This is a genomic window from Roseomonas acroporae (assembly GCF_023223525.1).
GTDB lineage: Bacteria > Pseudomonadota > Alphaproteobacteria > Acetobacterales > Acetobacteraceae > Roseomonas_E > Roseomonas_E acroporae.
Genome location: NZ_JALPRX010000075.1, coordinates 1 through 19,293, shown reverse-complemented (window position 1 = coordinate 19,293; position 19,293 = coordinate 1). Strand labels below are relative to the sequence as shown.

Genomic DNA, 19,293 nt, shown 5'->3' with positions numbered 1-19,293 from the left:
GCCCCCCCCCCCCCCCGCGACCGGCACCGTCCGTCGATCCGTCCGCGGCGGCGCGCCGGGCGGGCGCCGCCGCGTCACGGCACGTAGATCATCTTCCGGCTCATCCCGCCGTCGATCACGAACTCCGCGCCCGTCACGAAGCCGCTTTCCGGCCCGAGCAGCCAGGCGGCGAGCCCGGCCACGTCCTCCGGGCGCCCGACCCGGCCGGCGGGGTGCTGCGCGTGGTCCTCCGGGCGCAGCGCCTCGCCCTTCACGTCGATCCAGCCCGGGCTGATGCAGTTCACCCGCACCGCCGGGCCCAGGCTCAGCGCCAGCGCGTGCGTCAGCGCCACGATGCCGCCCTTGCTCGCCGCATAGGCCTCGCCGTCCGGCTCGGACTGGTGCGCCCGGGTCGAGGCCACCGCCACGATCGCGCCCCGTGCCGCGCGCAGCATCGCCTCGCCGTGCCTGGCCAGCAGGAACAGCGCGGTCAGGTTGGTCGCCAGAACGGAATTCCATTCCGCGACCGTCAATTCGCCGATCGGCTTCCACACGCCGAACCCGGCGTTGGACACCACCGCGTCCAGGCGTCCCTCGGTGGCGCCGATGCCGGCCACCAGCGATTCGACCTGCGCCGGATCGCTCATCTCCGTGCGCACGAGGCGGACGGGGCCGTCGAATTCCGCCGCCTGCCGGTCCGCCACCACCACGCGCCAGCCATCCCGCCGCAGCCGCAGCGCGATGGCGCGGCCGATGCCGTGCGCGCCGCCGGTGACGAGCGCCACCCTGGTCATGTCAGAGACTCCCGTCCCGCCGCCCCGTCTTCACCATGCCCCACCCTCCGATGTCCCGTCGCGCCCGGGCCGGCCGCGCGCGGCAACGGCGCGGCGAAAGGCTTCGCCGCGCCGTCCCCATTCGTTTCCGGCCGCGACGGCCGCCTCCCGGCGGCCGCCGCCGGTGTCAGACCCGGCTGCCGTGCTGCGGGTTCGCACCGCTGGTGTTGGTCCCGATCGTGCGGTCGAGCGCCCGCTCGGCGGCGGTGCCCGGCGGGTTGCGCGGGGTGCCGTCCGACTGCTCCGGATAGGCGCCGCTCACGTTGGTGCCGGCGGTGCGGTCGAGGGCGCGGGTGGCGGCGGTGCCCGGCGGGTTGCCGGGCGTGCCGTCCGGCGCGCCGGAGGCGGGCTTGACCGGCGCCTGCGGGTCGTAGCCGGTCCAGCCGCCGGCCCGGTACTCGGCGCCGCGCGCGGCCGTGTCCACCGGGTTGTAGCGCGCCAGGATCGACTCGGCCTCGGCCGCGCGCGAGTCCTCGGTCCGCACGGTGACGAGGTTGCCGCCGCGGCGCACGCCCTCGGCGTAGACATGCGCGTCGGTCTCGCTGATGCCGGCGCCGGTCAGGCCGCCGAGCAGGCCGCCCGCCGCCGCGCCGACGCCGGCGCCGGCCAGCGTCGCCACCAGCCAGCCCGCCGCGACCACCGGGCCGACGCCCGGGATGGCCAGCAGGCCGAGCCCGGCCAGCAGCCCGGCGCCGCCGCCGAGCACCGTGCCGATCGTGGCGCCGGTTCCGGCACCGGTCTCGGCCGCCTCCGCCGTGTCGCCGCGGTCGACCGCCGGATCGGTGCCCGGCCTGGCCGCCACCGTGTCCGCCGCCGTTCCCGTCGGCGCGTCGGTGCGGTAGCGGTTGTCGGCGTTGCTGGCGATGACGCTGATGTCGTCGTGCGGGAAGCCCGCCGCCTCCAGCGCGCCCACGGCGGCCTCGGCGTCGGCATGATTGTCGAAGATGCGGGCGATGGTACGGGTCGCCATGGCGTTTCGCTCCATTCGTCGCGGCGCCGGTCCCGGGGGCGCCCGGAGGCTGCCCGAGGGGTGCCGGCCCGGCTGTTGCGGGGTTCTCGGCGGGATGCGGCACGGCCCGGCTCGTTCAGGAGCACGGGCCCTGGGGCGGGGCGGCGGGGCAGGGGGCCCGCGCCGCCTCCGGGAAGGCACGGCTGGCGCACTCCCGGGCCGGGCATGCCCGCCCGGAGCCCGGGAATGCGTGGGAACGGCTGACGCCGCGGAGGCTAGCGCTGCGGGTTGGTGCCGGTGGTGTTGCTGCCCGTGGCGCGGTCCACGGCGCGGCCGACGGCGGTGCCGGGCGGGTTGGCCGGCGTGCCGTCGGACTGGTTCGGGTAGGCGCCGCTCATGTTGGTCCCGGCCGCGCGGTCCGCGGCGCGGGTGGCGGCGGTGCCCGGCGGGTTGCCGGGCGTGCCGTCGCGCGGCGCGCTTGCCCCGGCCGGCCGGTCCGCCGCGCCCGTGGTGGTGGTGCCCACATGGCCGGCGGCCGCCGCCGCGCCGGAGAACACGTTGCCCTGGTAGTCGAGCGCGACGTCGGTGGCGGCGCCGTTGCGCGTCGCGCGGCCGCGCCAGATGCCGTTGTCGTCCTTGCGCAGGTCGGTCACGCCGGAGAAGCCGGCCTGTTCGATGCGGCCGCGCGCCTGGCCTTCGGTGAAGCTGTTGGCGCCCGGCACGGGCGCGGTGGCGCGTGGCCGCGCATCCTGCGACGGCGTGCCGTGGGGCGCGGTGCCCGCACCCGCCGGCGATCCGGCCGGGTGGGTGGTCGTCTGGGCCATGGCGCCGCCGGCGCCGAGGAGGGCGCCGCACAGCAGCAGCCCGGCGATCTTCGGTGTCACTGTCGTGTTCCTCTCGTTCTTCTTGCCGCGGCCGGATCAATTCTTGTCGCTGCTTGATCGCGCCGTGGCCGATACGTGGGGAACGTCATGATCCGGAGCGGGTTGCCTCGGCGCCGCCTTTCCCGGCCGCCCTGCCGGGCACGATGCCGGGAGCGGGATGCGGGGGCGCGGCGCCGCGCCGGGGCGCGTCGGCAGGACGGCACCGCCATGAACAATTCGTCACCTTCCCGCCGTCCGGCACGGAACGCGCGGCGCGCCGCGGCGTAGAGAGCGGGCTTTCCCGCAACGAACCGCGACGGGTGCAGACGGATGAGTGAGTGGGACGGGCCACGGACATGGCCCGCCCGCCGCGGCCCCTCGCCACGATAAGGAAACCGATCCATGCGCATGCAGATGGCCGGCGCCGCGCTGCTCCTTCTCGGCCTGGCGGCCTGCCAGCCGACCCCGGGCCCCGGCCCCGCCCGCACGATCGGCGATCCGGTGGCGCCCAGCGCGAACCGACCGACCGGCTCGATCGGCGGCAGCGCCTCCGGCGGCGGCGTGCCGGTGCCGACCCGGCCCGGCGGCTCCGGCGGCGTCGGCAGCGGCAACCAGCCGGGCCAGGGCGGCACCTGATCCGGCGGGGGCGGGCAAGGGCCCGGGCCGCCGCCCGGCTCCCGCCCCTCCTCGTCGCCCCGCGCCGGCGCGGGGCACCGCCCGCGGCACCCGCCGCCGGCGCCGCGGCCGGAGCCCGTTCCCGGCGCTCGCCGCCACGGAACGGCGGCCCGGGGCCATGGGCCGCCCCGGCCCGGCGCCCCTAGAGCCGATCCAGCCTGACTGTGTTAGGCCGGAACGGCTCTAGCCTTTTGATTTTTTCGCATTTTCCGAGCCGCTGAGCGAGGACGCTCAGCTTGAAAATGCTCTAGCCCGGCGAGCCGTGGGCTGGCCGGGGCTCCGGCGGTCCGGCCGCCTCGTCCCCTCGCCGCCGCAACGCGGTCGGCGGCCGAAGCGCGCCGGCGGCGCCTCAGTGCCCGGGGTTGGCCGCCGCGAAGGCCGCCTTCTGCTCCGCCGTCGCCTCCTTCTGGTGCAGCCTCTGCCACTCCTTGTAGGGCATGCCGTAGACGATCTCCCGCGCCTCCGGGTCGGTCAGCGGCACGGCGCGCGCCTCGGCCGCCTCGCGGTACCAGCGCGAGAGGCAGTTCCGGCAGAAGCCGGCGAGATTCATCAGGTCGATGTTCTGCACGTCGCTGCGCTCGCGCAGGTGCTCCACCAGGCGGCGGAAGGCCGCGGCCTCCAGCTCGGTGCGGGTGGCGTCGTCGATCCCGGGGACGGGCATGGTTCGGGTCCTCCTTCGTGCCGACACATGGTCCATCCGTCCCGCCTGCGCCATACTGCGCCCCGCACGGGGGAGGCGGGATCGCACGCGATGACGGGCTGGACCGACGCGGCGGCGCGCGGCGCGCTGCGGGATCTGTTCGACACGGCGGTGCGCGCGGCCGATCCGCGCGCGGTGCTGGCGCGCCACCTGCCGGCGCCGCCGGAGCGGGGACGCGTGGTGGTGGTCGGCGCCGGCAAGTCGGCGGCGCTGATGGCGGCGGCGGTCGAGGCCGCCTGGCCCGACGTGGCGCTCGCGGGCCTCGTCGTCACCCGCTACGGCCACGCCGTGCCGACGCGACGCATCGAGGTGGCGGAAGCCTCCCACCCCGTTCCCGACGCCGCCGGCGAGCGGGCGGCGCGCCGCATCCTGGAACTGGTGCGCGGCCTTTCGCCCGACGACCTCGTGCTGGTGCTGGTCTCCGGCGGCGGCTCGGCGCTGCTGTCGCTGCCGGCGCCGGGGCTGACGCTGGCCGACAAGCAGGGGGTGAACCGCGCCCTGCTCGCCTCCGGCGCCACGATCGGCGAGATGAACTGCCTGCGCCGGCACCTCTCGGCGATCAAGGGCGGGCGGCTCGCGGCGGCGGCGCACCCGGCGCGGGTGGTGACGCTGGCCATCTCCGACGTGCCGGGCGACGACCCGGCGGTGATCGCCTCCGGCCCCACCGTGCCCGACCCCACGACCTTCGCCGAGGCGCGTGCCCTGGTGCGGCACTACGGCATCGACCTGCCGCCCGCCGTCGCCGCGCATCTCGACGCGGCGGCCGAGGAGACGCCGAAGGCCGGCGACCCGCGCCTCGCCCGCGCCGAATTCCGCATGATCGCGACGCCGCTGATGGCGCTGGAGGCCGCGGCCGCGCGCGCCCGCGCCCTGGGCCTCGCGCCGCTGATCCTGGGCGACGCGCTGGAGGGCGAGGCGCGCGGCATCGGCACGGTGATGGCCGGCATCGCGCGCTCCGCGCGCCTGCACGGCCACCCGCTGGCGGCACCGGCCGTGCTGCTCTCGGGCGGCGAGGGGACGGTGACGCTGGGCAAGGCAACGCCGGGCACGGCGAAGCCGGGGCGGGGCGGCCGCAACACCGAGTTCCTGCTCGGCCTGGCCCTGGCGCTGGAGGGCGAGCCCGGACTCTGGGCCGTGGCCGGCGACACCGACGGCATCGACGGCAGCGAGGACGCGGCCGGCGCGCTGGTGGCGCCGGACACGCTGGCCCGTGCCCGCGCGGCGGGTCTCGACCCGCGCGCGGTGCTGGCCGGGCACGACAGCTACGGGCTGTTCGCGGCGCTCGGCGACCTCGTCGTGACCGGCCCGACCCTGACCAACGTCAACGATTTCCGGGCGGTGCTGGTGGTCTGATACCGGCCCGCACCAGTCCTGACTTGTGCGGGCCGGTATCGCGCGCGGGGTTGGTGGGGCGGCCGCGGAGACCCCCGGACCGGCGGCACGCGTCCGTCGCGGGCGCGCGCCCCGCCGGCCTCAGCGGTTCGAGCCGACGCTGTTGTACGCGAAGGTCGGCAGCGCGGTCAGGCTGTCCTTGGTGGCGCCGACCAGGAGCCAGCGGTTGCTGTCGCCGTTCCACTGCAGCCGGTCGAACGGCACCGCCACCAGCTTCGAGCCGATGCCGAGGAAGCCGCCTACCGAGAGGATGGCCACCGGCGCCGCGTTCTGCCCGGCGCTGGCCACGATCAGGTCGTCCACCGAGCCGATGCTCTCGTTGTTCTCGTTGTAGATGGTGGCGCCGATCACCTTGCTGGCGCGCTGGCCCTGCGCCAGCCGCATCGTGTCGACCTGCATCGCGGTGCCGGACGGCGCGGCGCCGGCGGTCGCGGACGGCGTGCCGGTGCTGGTCGTGCTGGTGCCCGCCTGGCTGGTTCCGGTCGGGCCGGTGCCAGTCGGACCGGTGCTGGTCGCGCCGGTGCTGGTCGCGCCGGTGCTGGTCGCGCCGGTGCCGGTCGGGCCGGGGCTGATCGGGCCGGTGCCCGGCGTGCCGGGATTGGCGGGCGTGTCGGTGCCGGCGGTGGAACGCTGCATCGCGCTGCCGGTCGGCGCCGTCTGCCCGAAGGCGAGCGAGGGGCCGAAGGCGAGCAGCGGGGCGGCGAGAAGCGCGGCGGCGGCGGTCGTGCCGAGCAGGGTCCTGTGCGTGACCATGGCGGTCGGGCCTTCCTCTTCCGGTTGCTGGACGTGCCCCGGCGGCGCCCGACCGCTGCGTCGGGCCGCCGCGTCGGAAGGGCGCCCGCCGGAAGGCGCCTTCATCGGACACCGCCCCGGAACACCGGCACCCCCCGAAAGTTGCCCGCCCGGACCCGGCCCCGATGCCGGCCCGCATGAACGCGGACCGGCACGCCGCCCCGCCCGGCGCATGGCCGCCCGCCCCTCCGACCCCGTGCGCGAGGCCGCCCCGCGCAGGTCGGGGCCCGTGCAGGGCGGCGACGGACCCGCCCGCGGCGTCCTCGCGCCGCCCGGCATGCGGCGTCCTCGCCGCCGCCCGGCCCGCGTGGCAGAGTGCGCGGCATGCGGGAGAACGGGGAGTCGGGCGGCACGGGCCCGCATCGTCGGCGCGGCGCGGCGGCCCAGGCCGGCCCGCCGCCGGATGCCGCGCGCCTGCAGCAGGCGGCGCTCGACCACCTCGCCCGCTTCGCCGCCACCGAGGCCGGGCTGCGCCGCGTCCTGGTCCGGCGCGTCGAGCGCTGGGCGCGCCGCGCCGAGGCGGCCGGCGCCGAGCCCGAGGGCGTGGCGCGTACCCTCGCCGCCCTGCGCGCCGAGGCCGCCGCCGTGGCGGGCCGGATGGTCGCGGCCGGCGCGGTGGACGATGCCGCCTTCGCCAATGCCCGCGCCGCGCGGCTGAACCGCGCCGGCCGCTCCCGCCGCGCCATCGCCGCGCACCTCGCCGCCAGGGGCGTGCCCGCCGACGCCGCGGCCGCCGCGCTGCCGGAGACGCGGGAGGCGGAGCTCGCCGCGGCGCTCGCCTATTGCCGCCGCCGCCGGCTCGGTCCTTTCGCCCGGCCGGCCGCCGGTTCGGCCGCCGGTCCGGCCGATGCCGACGTGGCCGGCGACCCGGCGGCCGGCGCGCGGGCCCTGGCGGCCCTGGCGCGCGCCGGCTTCGCGCGCGACGTGGCCGAGTCGGCGCTGTCGCTGGACCCGGGCGAGGCCGAATCGCGCCTCCTCGCGCATCGCCGGGGCTGAGCCGCGCCGTGCCGGAACCCGCGCGCGGCGCCCCGCCGCCTCCCAGCCCCGTGCCTCCCAGTCCCGTGCCTCCCAGTCCCGTGCCGCCCGCCTCCGCGCCGTCCGCCTCCGCATCGGCCGGCCTCGCGCCGTCGGGCTCCGTGCCTTCCGGCCCGGCCCGGCGCAGCCTCCCATCCCCTGGAACCCCGTCCCCTGGCACCCCGCCGCCGGCTCCCCCGTCGCCCGGCCCCGCCCCGGTCGTCTTCACCCGGGCCGGGTTCCGCCGCGGCATGCGTCGCGCCGTGCCGCTGCTGATCGGCTTCGCGCCGGTCGGCCTCGTGGTGGGCATCGTGGCGGCCGGCAAGGGGCTGTCGCTGCTCGAGGCCACGCTGATGAGCGGGCTGGTCTATGCCGGCGCCGCCCAGCTCGTGGCGCTCGACCTGTGGCAGGACCCGGTCTCGCCGCTCGCCGCGGCGCTGGCGGCGCTCGCCGTCAACCTCCGCATGGCGCCGATGGGCGCGGTGCTGGCGCCCTGGCTCGACCGGCTGCGCGGCTGGCGGGTCTGGGGCACGCTGCTGACGCTGGTGGACCATTCCTTCGCCCTGTCGGTGGCCGAGATGCGCAGCGGCGGCCGCGACGCCGGCTTCCTGCTCGGCACCGGCTTCTGCATCTGGCTGCAATGGGTGGGCACCACGATGCTCGGCCACACCCTGGCCGACGTGGTGCGCCTGCCGCCCGGCCACCCGCTGTTCTTCGCCGGGCTCGGCGCCTTCGTCGGCATGCTGGTGCCGCTCTGGCGCGGCGCGCGGGACCTCGTGCCCTGGGGCGTCGCGGCGGCGGTCGCGGTGGCGGCGAACCGCGCCGGGCTCGGCGCTCCCTGGCCGGTGCTCGCGGGCGCGCTCTCGGGGGCCGCCGCCGGCGCGGCGATGGAGGCCGCCCCCGGGCCGCGCGCCCCCGGGGGACACCGGTGACGACGCTGCGCTGGGACGCGCTGCTCGCCATCCTCGGCATGTGGGCGGCGACCTATCTCTGCCGCGCCGGCGGCTACGCGGTGCTGCGCGCGGTGCGGCTGCCGCGCTTCGCCCAGGCGATGCTCCAGCACCTGCCGGGGGCGCTGTTCGTGGCCTACGTGGCGCCGGCGCTGCTGGCGGGCGGCGTGGCGAGCTGGGCCGGGGCGGCGGCGGTGGTCGGCGTGCAGGTGGCGACGCGCAACCTCGGCCTGGCCATGCTGGCGGGGATCGGCGCGGCCTGGGCGGCGTCGCTGGCGGCGTAGGGCGTTCCCGGGCCGGGCGCACGCGCCCGGCGGCTCGGAAGACGCGCCGGATCGGAGGGCCGAGGCCGGCACGGCTCCGGCGAGGCCCGCCCCGGTCCCCGGCGGGAGGGCGCGGCCCCCGCCATCGGTGTAGAACGGCCGCCACCGGAAACACGGAGAGGCGGCATGGGATTGCTGATACGGCTGGTGCTTTCGGCGGGCGGCGGTCTCGCGGCCTTCTTCATCGCCCGCGATTCGCCGAATTTCGAGGTGGTGTCGGCGATGTTCGGCCTCGCCATCTCGGTGCTGGTGCTGGTCGCGCTGGGCCTGTGGCGCGGCCGGTGACGCGGCCGGTGACGGGCACCGGCCGGCGCCGGGCCGTTCAGGCGCGCGCCAGGCGCGCCGGCGGCATCCCGGCCTGCTCCTCCGCCTTCGGCTCGGGCTCCGGCGGCGGCGGCTCGGGCGGCGCCTTGTAGTAGGCGGAGGGCACGCGGATGCCCAGCGCCTCGAAGCGCTCCTGCACGCGCCGGTTCAGCTCGCGCGCCACCGGCATGCGCTGCGACGGGTCGGTCTTCATGCGCGCGCGCACGACCATGCCGATGTCGATCAGCTTGTCCACGCCCATCACGTCGATGTCGTCGCGGATCACGCCGCCCCAGCGCGGCTCGGCGCGCAGCTCGGCGCCCACCTGCCGGATCGCGTCGTACACGCAGGCCAGGTTCTCGCCGTACATCACCGTGCTGTCGATCACCGCGAAGCCGAAGTCGCGCGTCGCGTTGGTCACGGTGGTCACGGCCGAGAAGGGGATGATGTGCACGCTGCCGTCCAGCGCGCGCAGCTTGATGGCGCGGATCGAGAGCTGCTCCACCACGCCGGTCAGCCCGCCGAGGGTGCAGGTGTCGCCCACCGCCACCGCGTCCTCGAACAGCAGGAAGATGCCGGTGATCACGTCCTGCACCAGCTTCTGCGAGCCGAAGCCGACGGCGAGGCCGATCACGCCGGCGCCGGCCAGCAGCGGCGCCACGTTGACGCCGATCTCGGAGAGGGTCGAGAGCACCACGAAGGCCGCGATCACCACGAACAGCGCCGTGCGCAGCATCGGCAGCAGGGTGCGGGCGCGGGCCGAGCGGGCCGCCTTGGCGTCGCGCTGGAGCCGGGCGAGGTAGCGCGCCATGGCGCCGTTGGCCGCCTCCCACACCACCACCGCGATCAGCAGCGTGATGCCGATCGAGGTGGCGGCGCCGAGCAGGCGGGTGCCGAGGCGGCCGGTGGTGAACCAGCCGAAGGCATCGGCGCCCCAGGCCTGCAGCAGGCAGATCAGGGTGGCGAAGGTGATCGCCCCCGAGAGCAGCGCCTTGGCGATGGGGGCGTAGCGGCTGGTGCGCGCCTCCAGGCCCGGGTGGCGGCCGGCGAAGGCGGGGTTGGCACGGAACAGGTAGGCGACCAGCCGGCGCAGCCCGGCATCCGCCAGCCGCGCCGCGGCCAGGATCAGCAGGGTGACCGCCGAGACGCGCAGCAGCCGCGTCACCCCGTCCTCGACCTCCAGCGCCCAGACGCCCCAGAAGGCCAGCAGGTAGAGGATGGCGAGCAGGTGCCACGCCCCCGCCAGCCAGTTGCGCAGCGAGCGCAGGAACTGCCGCCCGCCATGCGCCGTCTCGCCCTCGGGCAGCGGCGGGGCGCGCAGCGCGTCGGCCACGGCGGCGCGCTTCTGCAGCACCACCGTGACCAGCATCAGCGATATCACCAGCGCCATCAGCTTGAGGATGGCGTCGTGCGCCGCCCAGGGCAGGCCGAACAGCAGCCCGGCCTCGGCGATCGAGTAGGCGAAGACGCCGGTCAGCACGATGCGCCGCAGCCAGCGCCGGACGTAGGAGGCCGTCTCGTCCGAGAGCGGCAGCAGCCGCAGGTGCGACGAGGCGGGCGAGAGCAGCATGCGCGCCAGCGCCATCACGATGGCGCTGACGATGTAGGCGTTGACCGCGCTGATGGTGATCAGCCGCGTGGTGAAGAGCGGCTGCACCACGCCGAGCGTCGCGTAGGCGGCGGCGGCGAAGGCGGCCACCGGCACGAGGTCGAGCAGCAGCCGCCCGAGCACCAGCGGCACCCGGCGCAGCACGATCTGCCAACGGCTGAGCGTGCCGTTGACCGGCGCCAGCGCGTCGAGCCGGTCGCGCAGACGCGCCAGCGCCCGCCAGACCAGCCACTGCGCGAGGCCCGCCGCCGCCAGCACCACCAGCACCTTCCACAGCGCGTCGGTGATGCGCGTGCGCGCCACCGGGTCGCGCGCCAGGTCGCTGGCCCAGCCCATGATGGTCGGCAGGTCGGTGACGGCGCGGAAGCCCGTCACGATCTGCCGCGAGAGGCTGTCCAGCCGCTCCTCGGCGCCGGCCAGCACCTGCGCCCCCAGCGTGTCCGGCGCCAGCAGCGGGGCGGCCGGGGCGGCGGGTGCCGCCCCCGGGGCCGTCCCTGGGGCCGCCGCCGGGGCCGCCGCCGGGGCCGCCGACCCGGCGGCCGGTGCCGCGGCGGCGCCCGCCGGCGCCGCGGCACCGGCCGCGCCGCCGCCCGCCACGGCCTGCGCGGCGGCCAGGGCCCGCAGCGTGCGCACCAGCTCGGCCCGCCTGCCCTCGTCCTGGAGCACGCCGAGCAGGTGCGTGGCATCCCCGGGCGCCAGACCGGGCACGGCCAGACCGGGCACGGCATGCCCGCCCGCGTGCGGCGCGGCGCCGGCCGAGGGGGCGGGCCCCGCCGGGGCGGCGGACGGGGCCGGCGACGGGGAGGCCGGCTGGGCCAGGGCCGGCAGGGGAGCGGCCAGGATCGACCAGATGGCGACGAGCCGGAGGGCGTCGAGCAGGGGGCGGAGGCGTCGTGGCATGGTCATGGGCCGCGCACGAACCCGATCCCGGGGGGCGCGGTCAAGCGCCGGCGGCCGGCCCGCCCGCCCGGCCCGAGGGCGGCACACGCCGACGTGAGCCCCGCGGCCCCGGCGGCGCCCGGCGCCCTGCCGCCCGCCGGGCCGCGCGAGGCGCCCCGTTGCGCAACGGCGGCGGGATGCCAGATGGTGGCGCATGATCACGCTGCTCGCCATCCTGGTCGGCCTCGGCATGCTGGCCACGCTCGGCGTCCTGTTCGCCGGCATGCTCGGCCTGGTGCGCGGCACCTCGACCGGCGAGCGCTCCAACGCGCTGATGCGCTGGCGCGTGATGCTGCAGGGCGTCACGCTGCTGCTCTTCCTGCTGCTGCTCTACCTGCTGCGCCGCCCCGGATGACGCGGCCGGGGACGGCGCGAATCGGGCGGGCGCGGGGGGGCGCCCGGCGGGAATGCGCGGGGCCGGGCGGAACGCCGGCGCGGCGTGCCCGCCGCGTCCCGACCGCGCCGCCGCCATGCCGACCCCGGCACGTTTTGACACTCCCCGAGACCCGGCCTTATGGTCGGCGCCGCATTCGTGGGGGCAAGGCCGCGTGGCCCGGGCGCGGCCGGGCCCGTTCGCCCGCCCGCCGCGCGGGCCCGGAGACCCGAGCCGCCCTCCCCGGGGCTTCCGGCGCCCCCAAATCCCTTCAGGACACGGCCAAAGGACGCAATCGAGCGATGAAGCTTCTCGTCCCCGTCAAGCGGGTGGTGGACTACAACGTGAAGGTCCGCGTGAAGGCGGACGGCACCGGCGTCGAGACGGCCAACGTCAAGATGTCGATGAACCCCTTCGACGAGATCGCGGTCGAGGAGGCGGTGCGCCTCAAGGAGAAGGGCGTCGCGACCGAGATCGTCGCCGTCTCGATCGGCGTCGCGCAGTGCCAGGAGCAGATCCGCACCGCGCTCGCCATGGGTGCGGACCGCGGCATCCTGGTCGAGCATGACGGCCCGCTGGAGCCGCTCGCCGTCGCCAAGATCCTCAAGGCGATCGCCGAGGCCGAGCAGCCGGGGATGATCATCCTCGGCAAGCAGGCGATCGACGACGACATGAACGCGACCGGCCAGATGCTGGCGGCCCTGCTCGGCTGGCCGCAGGGCACCTTCGCCTCCAAGGTCGAGATCGCCGACGGCTTCGCCACCGTGACGCGCGAGATCGACGGCGGCCTCGAGACGGTGAAGCTGAAGCTGCCCGCCATCGTCACCACCGACCTGCGCCTGAACGAGCCGCGCTACGCCTCGCTGCCCAACATCATGAAGGCGCGCAAGAAGCCGATCGAGACCAAGAAGCCGGCCGATCTCGGCGTCGATCCCACCCCGCGCCTGACCACGCTCAAGGTCGAGGAGCCGCCCAAGCGCAAGGCCGGCGTCAAGGTGGCCTCGGCCGCCGAGCTGGTGAGCAAGCTGCGCAACGAAGCGAAGGTGATCTGAGCCATGGCCGTTCTCGTTCTCGCCGACCTGGCCGGCGGCGCCGTCACCCAGCCCACCCGCTCGGCCATCGCCGCCGCCGCGAAGATCGACCCCGAGGTGCATGTCCTGGTCCTCGACCCGGCCGGCGCCGAGGCGCACGCCAAGGTGGCGGGCGTCGCGAAGGTGCTGAAGGCCGAGGGCGAGGCGCTGGCGCACGGCCTCGCCGAGCCCACCGCAGCCCTGCTGGTGGCGCTGGCGCCGGGCTACACCCACCTGCTGGCGCCGGGCAGCGCCACGGGCAAGAACGTCATGCCGCGCGTCGCCGCGCTGCTCGACGTGCAGCCCATCTCCGACATCTCGGGCGTGGTCGACGCCGACACCTTCCAGCGCTTCTTCTACGCCGGCAACGCGCTGGCGACGGTCAAGTCGGCCGACCCGAAGAAGGTGCTGACCGTGCGCGCCGCGAGCTTCGACCCGGCCGCCGCCGAGGGCGGCTCGGCCGCCATCGAGGCCGCCGCCCCGGCCGCGGATCCCGGCACCTCCACCTTCGTCGGCGCCGAGATCGCCAAGTCCGAGCGGCCGGAGCTGACGGCGGCGCGAGTCGTCGTCTCCGGCGGCCGCGCCATGGGCTCGGCCGAGAACTTCCACGTCCTCGACAAGATCGCCGACAAGCTGGGCGCCGCGGTCGGCGCCTCGCGCGCCGCGGTCGATGCCGGCTACGCGCCGAACGACCACCAGGTCGGCCAGACCGGCAAGATCGTGGCGCCGGAGCTGTACATGGCCTTCGGCATCTCGGGCGCCATCCAGCACCTCGCCGGCATGAAGGACAGCAAGGTGATCGTGGCGGTCAACAAGGACGAGGAGGCGCCGATCTTCCAGGTCGCCGACTACGGCCTCGTCGGCGACCTGTTCAAGGTCATCCCCGAGATCGAAGCCGAGCTGGAGAAGTAGGATGGGCGGGGCGGTGCCAGGGGGCGTGCCAGGGGTCGTGCCAGGGGACATGCCGGAGATCGCCAAGGTCGGCGTCATCGGCGCCGGCGCCATGGGCAACGGCATCGCCCATGTCTCGGCGGCCGCCGGGCTGCCCGTCGTGCTGGTGGACGTGCAGCAGGCGGCGCTCGACAAGGCGCTCGCCACCATCGGCAGGAACTTCGACCGGCAGGTGAAGCGGGGCGCGGCGACCGAGGCGGACAAGCAGGCCGCCCTCGGCCGCATCGCGACCGGCACCGACCAGTCCCTGCTCGCCGACTGCGACATCGTGATCGAGGCCGCGACCGAGCGCGAGGGCCTCAAGGTCGAGATCCTGAAGGCGCTCTGCGCGAAGCTGAAGCCGGCGGCGATCATCGCCTCCAACACCTCCTCGATCTCGATCACGAAGCTCGCCGCCGCGACCGACCGGCCCGGCCGCTTCATCGGCATGCACTTCTTCAACCCCGTGCCGGTGATGAAGCTGGTCGAGGTGATCCGCGGCCTCGCCACGGAGGAAGCGACCACGCAGGCGGTGCTGGCGCTGGCGAAGCGGCTCGGCAAGACCACGGCGATGGCCGAGGACATGCCGGGCTTCATCGTCAACCGCGTGCTGGTGCCGATGATCAACGAGGCGATCGTCGCGCTGCACGAGGGCGTGGGCGACATCGCCTCGATCGACGCCGGGCTGAAGCTCGGCGCCAACCACCCGATGGGGCCGCTGGAACTGGCCGACTTCATCGGCCTCGACGTGTGCCTCGCCGTGATGGAGGTGCTGCACGAGGGGCTCGGCGACGGCAAGTACCGCCCCTGCCCGCTGCTGCGGCAGTACGTCGCGGCCGGCTGGTACGGCCGCAAGACCGGGCGCGGCTTCTACGACTACGCCCAGGACCCGCCGAAGCCGACGCGCTGACGGCCTTCCCGGACCGGTGGCGGGCCAGGGGACGGCCTCGCGCCGCCCCCGGTGTCCGCTGCCCCGCGGGCGCAGCCCGCTTTTGTGCCCCCGCGGGCGCAGCCCGCCTTTGTACCCCGCGGGCGCAGCCCGCCTTCGGTTCGCGGTCGCGGCCCGCCTCCGATCCGCGGGCGCGGCCCGCTCCGGGGCGGCGGTCCTCCAGAGCGGGCCGGGCCGCGCGGCTCAGAACGCCAGCGACAGCCCCACCGACCACCCCGTCACCCCGTTTCCGACGATGCCGGAGCCGCGCAGGGCGACGCCCTCCACGCCGCGCACGACGTTCCGGTCCACCAGCTCCAGGCCGCCGCCGAACTCGGCGAACTCGCCGAAGCCGAGCGCGCTGCGCCGCGGCCCGGTGAACACCGTGCCGCCCGTGTAGCCGAGCCAGCGCAGCTCCCGGCCGAACATCTGCCGGCCGGTCGGCCCGTTCAGCTCCAGCCGCAGCGTGCCCGCGCCGAAGGTGCCGTCGCTCTTGAAGACGCCGTCGCTCGCGCTGTAGGCGGAGGCGTGGATCTGGTTGTAGCGCAGCTTGCCGCGCAGCCGCAGGTCGCCCGCGAAGCGGTGGTCGTAGGCGATCTCCAGCGCGCCGCCGATCATCGCGTTGTCGCTCCTGATCCGGCCGAGGATGCCGCCGGTGAGGCTCTCCAGCGTGCCCGCCAGCGGGCCGCCGAAGCGCGTGTCGGCCTCGACGCGCGAGTAGCCGAGCAGCAGGATCGGGCGGACCCGCACCTCCTCGGTCAGGAGGAGCTCGAAGCCGCCGCCGGCCAGCGCGGTGTAGGTGCGGAAATCCGTCCGCAGCGCGGTGGCCGGCAGCGGATCGAGCGTGATCGTGCCCCCGGCGCGCGCCCCGAGATAGCCGAGGGTCAGCTCCACATAGGGGGCGATCCGGTTCAGATAGGGGTGCCCGAACGGCGCGAAGCCGTGGGCGACGGGCAGCTTGTAGGTGCTGATGTCGAGCCCGTCCGCCGAGTAGTTCGCCGCGCCGATGCCCGGCGTGCCGCCGAACACGCTCAGCGCTTGCAGCGTGTTGCCCAGGCGCAGGGTCCGCAACTCGCGGCGGAACTCGTCGAATGGCGTCTGGGCCATGGCCGCCGGCGACAGGATGGCAAGGCCGATGGCGGTGGCGAGGCGGCGGGCGGCGGCCATGGCGGTCCTGGTTCCGGCGTCGGGCCAGCCTGCAGCAGTTCGGTGCGGGGTCAAATCAATTCGGCCGGATCGCCCGCGCCCTGCCGTTCCGCCGGGCCCGCGGCCCCCGAGGCCCCCGGAAGCCCGGTTTCCCCGCCGGCAGGGCCTCCCCTCCACCCCAATGTGATCCGGGCGGTGGTGGCGCCGGCCATGCCGCCACCCCATTCCTTGCTGCGTTGCAGCATGGGGCGCGGCACGCCGTGCCCGTCCCGCCCATGCCCGCGCGGAGGTCGTCCAGGAAAGCTGCCTTATCCGTCACAGGAATCGAAGTACGACATGGCAAGCACGCATATCCGCCCCGTCACCCTGGCCCTGCAGGGCGGGGGCTCTCTCGGGGCTTTCGCCTGGGGTGTCCTGGACCGCCTGCTGGACGAACCGTCGCTGCGGATCGAGGTGGTGAGCGGCACCAGCGCCGGCGCCCTGAACGCGGCGATGCTGGCCCAGGGGCTGGCCCAGGGGGCTGCCGAGGGGGCGGCTCGGAAGACGGCCCAGGGGGATGCCGAGGGGGCCGCCGAGGGGGATGCCGAGGGATCGGCGCCCGGCGGCGCGACCGGTGGCTCCGAGGCGGGCCGCGCCGAGGCGAAGCGCCTGCTGGAGACGCTCTGGCGCCGCGTCGCGGTCGCCTCCGGCTCGCCCGACCTGCCGGGCGGCGCCTGGCTGCACGCCTTCGGCGGCATGCTCGCCCCGATGCTGGAGGCGATCCGCCGCACCCATCGCGGCCTCGCGGTCGCGGCCAATGCCGGCCCGCTCTCGGTGAACCCGCTGCGCGGCATCCTGGACGGGCTGCTCGATCCCTCGGCCTTCGGCACGCCGGGCGCGCCCACCCTCGTGGTCTCGGCCACCCGCGTGCGCACCGGCGAGGCGCGGCTGTTCCGCGACCGCGAGGTGACGGCCGAGGCGCTGCTCGCCTCCGCCTGCCTGCCGCAGATCTTCCAGGCGGTGGAGATCGAGGGCGAGGCGTACTGGGATGGCGGCTACAGCTCCAACCCGCCGGTGCGGCCGCTGATCGAGGCCGGCGCGCCGCCCGACGTGCTGATCGTGCGCACCGGCCCGGTGGAGCGGCCGGAGGTGCCGAACGCCTCGGAGGCGGTGCTGTCCCGCGCCGCCGAGATCGGCTTCGACGCGGCGCTGCGGCACGAGATCGGCTCGGTGGCCACGGCGCAGCGCCTGCTCGACGGCGTGCGGGCGGACACCGTGCCGCTGCGCCGGCTGCGCGAGGCCAGGCTGCACATGATCGGTGCCGAGGAGGCGTTCCGCGCCCTGCGCCAGGGCAGCGCGCTCGATTCGAGCTGGGCCTTCCTGCGGCAGATGCGCGCCCTGGGCGTCGAGAGCGCCGATCGCTGGCTGGCGGCGAACCTCGATTCGGTGGGCCGGCGCTCGACGTTCGACCTCGACGGCTTCGCGGGGCCGAGCCTCGGCGCGGCGTGGCCGGCGCTGGCGGCGGAGTAGGGGGGGCCGCCGCGACCCGGAGGCCGCCCTGGAGCATTTTCAAGCTGAGCCTCCTCGCTCAGCGGCTCGGAAAATGCGAAAAATCAAAGGCTAGAGCCGTTCCGGCCTGATAAAGTCAGGCTGGATCGGCTCTAAAGGCCGCTGGGACATGGAGGCCGGGACATGGAAAAGGGAGCCGGGGGGCTCCCCGACATGGAAAAGGGAGCCGCGAGGCTCCCTTCGATACCGCCCGGCCTGGCCGGGCGCCCCGCCCTGCGCCGGGCGGATTTCCAGGTGGACTCCATCGCCTGCCGCGAGGGCAGGGGATGGTGGGCGCGACAGGGATTGAACCTGTGACCCCCGCCGTGTGAAGGGGTTCAGGATTTCCGATCCTTCGTTTTGCTGACTACAAGCTCCACGTCGCGCAGTGCGGCTTGCACGCCCTGTGCTCTTCCATTCAGAAACGCAATAATCTCCTTCCGGTAGGCGGCGGGCATCTTCTTGGCGTACCGGGTGACCATGGTGATGGTGCTCCACCCGCCCCGGTCCCGCAGCCCCAGCAAATCGCTGTGCAGGCAGTAGTCCCAGCTCGCCCAGGTGTGACGCAGGTCGTGCGGGGAGATGTCGGCCACCCACTGCCGCTTCGTCTCCTTGGCGCCCGCCGGCGTCCAGACGTGCCAGTGTCCTGGCAAGCCGGCCTTGCGGCAGGCTGTCCGCCATCCGCTCCTGATCTGGTTGCCGCCGGCGCGCCCGGTGGAGCGGTAGGCGAGGGAAGGGGACTTGCCCTTCGTTTTGCCTCGCCCCAGGCCGGTCGTCGTGCGGCGCCCGCCCGGCCGAAACACCGGCCCCTCACGGTGCGGCAACCCGGATAGGGCCGCGACCACCACCGGCGCGAGGTCCACGTCGCGCTCGTTCCCCTGCTTCTGCCAGACGGTCGCCCGGGATCCACGCAGGTCCACCGACGACCATTCGAGTTCGAGCGCCTCGCTCATCCGGCAGCCGGTGCCGGCCAGGAACACCAGAAGAGGGCGCAGGTGCGGTGCCGCGTTGACGATCAGGGCGGCGACCTCGGACGGACGCAGGTAGATGGTCGGCACCTTGGCGACCTTCGGCGTCTTGAAGGCGGGTCTGGCACACCAGCCCCGGATCGCCGCGTGTTCCATGATGGCCCGCAGGGGTGTCAGCACCGCCCGCAGCCGCGTGGCGGGGCCGGCCTTCGAGGTCAGGAGGATCGGGTACGCCCGATCCAGCGCCTCCTGGTTGACGGTCCCGAGCTGCATCAGGCCGAAGTGGTCCAGCAGGCGCGCCACCAGCCTCTTCGTGTCCGGTCGGCGCTCCTCCTCCTTCAGGTAGCTTTCGACCGCCTCCGCGAAGGTGACGACGGCCCGGGCCCCGTGGATGGCCCGGTCCCAGATTTCGTTCTCTCGCCGGACGCGGTACGCCTCGGCGCGCTCGGGGTCAGTAGTGCCCGTGCTCTCGAAAACGCTCTGTCCCCGGACGGTGCCGCGCACGTAGAAGGGACCATTGGGAGAGCGGCGGAACGGCTTGCCGAGGGGCATGCGAGGCTTTCCAGAAGGCGCGCGTAATCGGCTTCGGTGGCGACGATCCGGCGGCCTGAGCGTCGGTGCGTAGGGCCGCCGGCATAGACCGGCGTGCGCTTGAGGTGCCCCAGAAGCCATGTCCGTCCGCAGCCGAGGCGCGAGAGGAGGTCGGGAAGGCGCAGCAGACGCTCACCCGCCACCAGCCCCTCCCTCGCCCGGCGTCCGGTAGATGACGCCCTGGTTGAACGGCGCGCGGTCGACAGCCAGGATCGCCCGCACGCACGCCGGGCACGGCGCGCGCTTCCAGCCGCGCTCGATCAGCGCCTCCGCGTGCTCCGCGCAGCGGAACGCCCACTCCTGGCGGCTGCCCGTGCTGCCGCACCACGTGCCGAGGTCGGTGGGCCAGATGCGGATGTGCGCGATGCGCTGGCGCCGGTCACTCACTCGCCGCCTCCCTCGCCGGCCGGGCGCGCGGTGGCGTCGTTCTTCTTGACCC

20 protein-coding genes are annotated in these 19,293 nt (G+C 75.5%); 11 read left to right on the top strand and 9 right to left on the bottom strand.

Translation table 11 applies throughout. From position 1 onward, the window contains the following. Positions 1-74: 74 nt before the first annotated feature. The 3 genes from M0638_RS17310 to M0638_RS17300 form a co-directional block, all read right to left on the bottom strand. The gene (locus M0638_RS17310; protein WP_248668253.1) at positions 75-773 is read right to left on the bottom strand and encodes an SDR family oxidoreductase; all 699 of its coding nucleotides are present in this window, start codon (positions 771-773) and stop codon (positions 75-77) included. A gap of 166 nt (positions 774-939) precedes the next feature. Beyond that, positions 940-1,782, bottom strand: a complete 843-nt coding sequence (locus M0638_RS17305; RefSeq protein WP_248668252.1) for a hypothetical protein — start codon at positions 1,780-1,782, stop codon at positions 940-942. A 254-nt stretch (positions 1,783-2,036) separates the two neighbouring features. Next, positions 2,037-2,645 carry a hypothetical protein gene (locus M0638_RS17300; protein ID WP_248668251.1) on the bottom strand — a complete coding sequence of 203 codons (609 nt, stop codon included), beginning with the start codon at positions 2,643-2,645 and terminating at the stop codon, positions 2,037-2,039. 381 nt (positions 2,646-3,026) lie between these two features. Here M0638_RS17300 and M0638_RS17295 point away from each other — a divergent pair, with 381 nt between their 5' ends. After that, positions 3,027-3,260 carry a hypothetical protein gene (locus tag M0638_RS17295; protein ID WP_248668250.1) on the top strand — a complete coding sequence of 78 codons (234 nt, stop codon included), beginning with the start codon at positions 3,027-3,029 and terminating at the stop codon, positions 3,258-3,260. 388 nt (positions 3,261-3,648) lie between these two features. Here M0638_RS17295 and M0638_RS17290 read toward each other — a convergent pair whose 3' ends face one another. Further along, entirely contained in the window at positions 3,649-3,960 is a 312-nt protein-coding gene (locus M0638_RS17290) for a DUF1244 domain-containing protein (protein WP_248668249.1), read from the bottom strand. Between the two features lie 90 nt (positions 3,961-4,050). On the opposite strand from M0638_RS17290, the gene M0638_RS17285 reads away from it, so the two are divergent. After that, positions 4,051-5,352 (top strand): glycerate kinase type-2 family protein, encoded by a 1,302-nt coding sequence (locus tag M0638_RS17285; protein ID WP_248668248.1) that lies wholly within the window; start codon positions 4,051-4,053, stop codon positions 5,350-5,352. A gap of 120 nt (positions 5,353-5,472) precedes the next feature. On the opposite strand, the gene M0638_RS17280 is transcribed toward M0638_RS17285, so the two are convergent. After that, complete coding sequence (locus M0638_RS17280) at positions 5,473-6,144, bottom strand: PRC-barrel domain-containing protein (RefSeq protein WP_248668247.1); 672 nt, start codon at positions 6,142-6,144, stop codon at positions 5,473-5,475. Between the two features lie 363 nt (positions 6,145-6,507). On the opposite strand from M0638_RS17280, the gene M0638_RS17275 reads away from it, so the two are divergent. From M0638_RS17275 to M0638_RS17260, 4 genes are all read left to right on the top strand, one after another. After that, complete coding sequence (locus tag M0638_RS17275; RefSeq protein ID WP_248668246.1) at positions 6,508-7,179, top strand: RecX family transcriptional regulator; 672 nt, start codon at positions 6,508-6,510, stop codon at positions 7,177-7,179. A gap of 269 nt (positions 7,180-7,448) precedes the next feature. Continuing rightward, a complete protein-coding gene (locus tag M0638_RS17270; protein ID WP_248668245.1) occupies positions 7,449-8,129 on the top strand; it encodes an AzlC family ABC transporter permease in 681 nt (226 codons plus the stop codon). Next, positions 8,126-8,431 (top strand): AzlD family protein, encoded by a 306-nt coding sequence (locus M0638_RS17265; RefSeq protein WP_248668244.1) that lies wholly within the window; start codon positions 8,126-8,128, stop codon positions 8,429-8,431. Before M0638_RS17270 ends, M0638_RS17265 begins: the two co-directional genes overlap by 4 nt. 165 nt (positions 8,432-8,596) lie before the next feature. Next, on the top strand, positions 8,597-8,755 hold the full coding sequence (locus M0638_RS17260; protein ID WP_248668243.1) for a hypothetical protein: 159 nt from the start codon (positions 8,597-8,599) through the stop codon (positions 8,753-8,755). Positions 8,756-8,792: 37 nt separating this feature from the next. Here the strand turns inward: M0638_RS17260 and M0638_RS17255 are convergent, their stop codons facing one another. Then, positions 8,793-11,282 carry a mechanosensitive ion channel domain-containing protein gene (locus M0638_RS17255; RefSeq protein WP_248668242.1) on the bottom strand — a complete coding sequence of 830 codons (2,490 nt, stop codon included), beginning with the start codon at positions 11,280-11,282 and terminating at the stop codon, positions 8,793-8,795. Between the two features lie 193 nt (positions 11,283-11,475). Here M0638_RS17255 and M0638_RS17250 point away from each other — a divergent pair, with 193 nt between their 5' ends. The 4 genes from M0638_RS17250 (at position 11,476) to M0638_RS17235 (ending at position 14,604) form a co-directional block, all read left to right on the top strand. Then, positions 11,476-11,676 (top strand): twin transmembrane helix small protein, encoded by a 201-nt coding sequence (locus M0638_RS17250; protein WP_248668241.1) that lies wholly within the window; start codon positions 11,476-11,478, stop codon positions 11,674-11,676. 320 nt (positions 11,677-11,996) lie between these two features. After that, a complete protein-coding gene (locus M0638_RS17245) occupies positions 11,997-12,746 on the top strand; it encodes an electron transfer flavoprotein subunit beta/FixA family protein (RefSeq protein ID WP_248668240.1) in 750 nt (249 codons plus the stop codon). A 3-nt stretch (positions 12,747-12,749) separates the two neighbouring features. After that, positions 12,750-13,676, top strand: coding sequence for an electron transfer flavoprotein subunit alpha/FixB family protein (locus tag M0638_RS17240; RefSeq protein WP_248668239.1), 927 nt, complete (start codon positions 12,750-12,752; stop codon positions 13,674-13,676). Between the two features lie 49 nt (positions 13,677-13,725). Next, positions 13,726-14,604, top strand: a complete 879-nt coding sequence (locus tag M0638_RS17235) for a 3-hydroxybutyryl-CoA dehydrogenase (RefSeq protein ID WP_248668238.1) — start codon at positions 13,726-13,728, stop codon at positions 14,602-14,604. A gap of 222 nt (positions 14,605-14,826) precedes the next feature. Here M0638_RS17235 and M0638_RS17230 read toward each other — a convergent pair whose 3' ends face one another. Next, positions 14,827-15,789 carry a hypothetical protein gene (locus M0638_RS17230; RefSeq protein WP_248668237.1) on the bottom strand — a complete coding sequence of 321 codons (963 nt, stop codon included), beginning with the start codon at positions 15,787-15,789 and terminating at the stop codon, positions 14,827-14,829. A 315-nt stretch (positions 15,790-16,104) separates the two neighbouring features. Between M0638_RS17230 and M0638_RS17225 the strand changes: the two genes are divergently transcribed. Then, entirely contained in the window at positions 16,105-17,277 is a 1,173-nt protein-coding gene (locus tag M0638_RS17225; RefSeq protein ID WP_248668236.1) for a patatin-like phospholipase family protein, read from the top strand. Positions 17,278-17,633: 356 nt separating this feature from the next. On the opposite strand, the gene M0638_RS17220 is transcribed toward M0638_RS17225, so the two are convergent. Next, positions 17,634-18,815, bottom strand: coding sequence for a tyrosine-type recombinase/integrase (locus M0638_RS17220; protein WP_248668235.1), 1,182 nt, complete (start codon positions 18,813-18,815; stop codon positions 17,634-17,636). A 171-nt stretch (positions 18,816-18,986) separates the two neighbouring features. Then, the gene (locus tag M0638_RS17215; protein WP_248668234.1) at positions 18,987-19,241 is read right to left on the bottom strand and encodes a hypothetical protein; all 255 of its coding nucleotides are present in this window, start codon (positions 19,239-19,241) and stop codon (positions 18,987-18,989) included. Between the last annotated feature and the right edge of the window lie 52 nt (positions 19,242-19,293).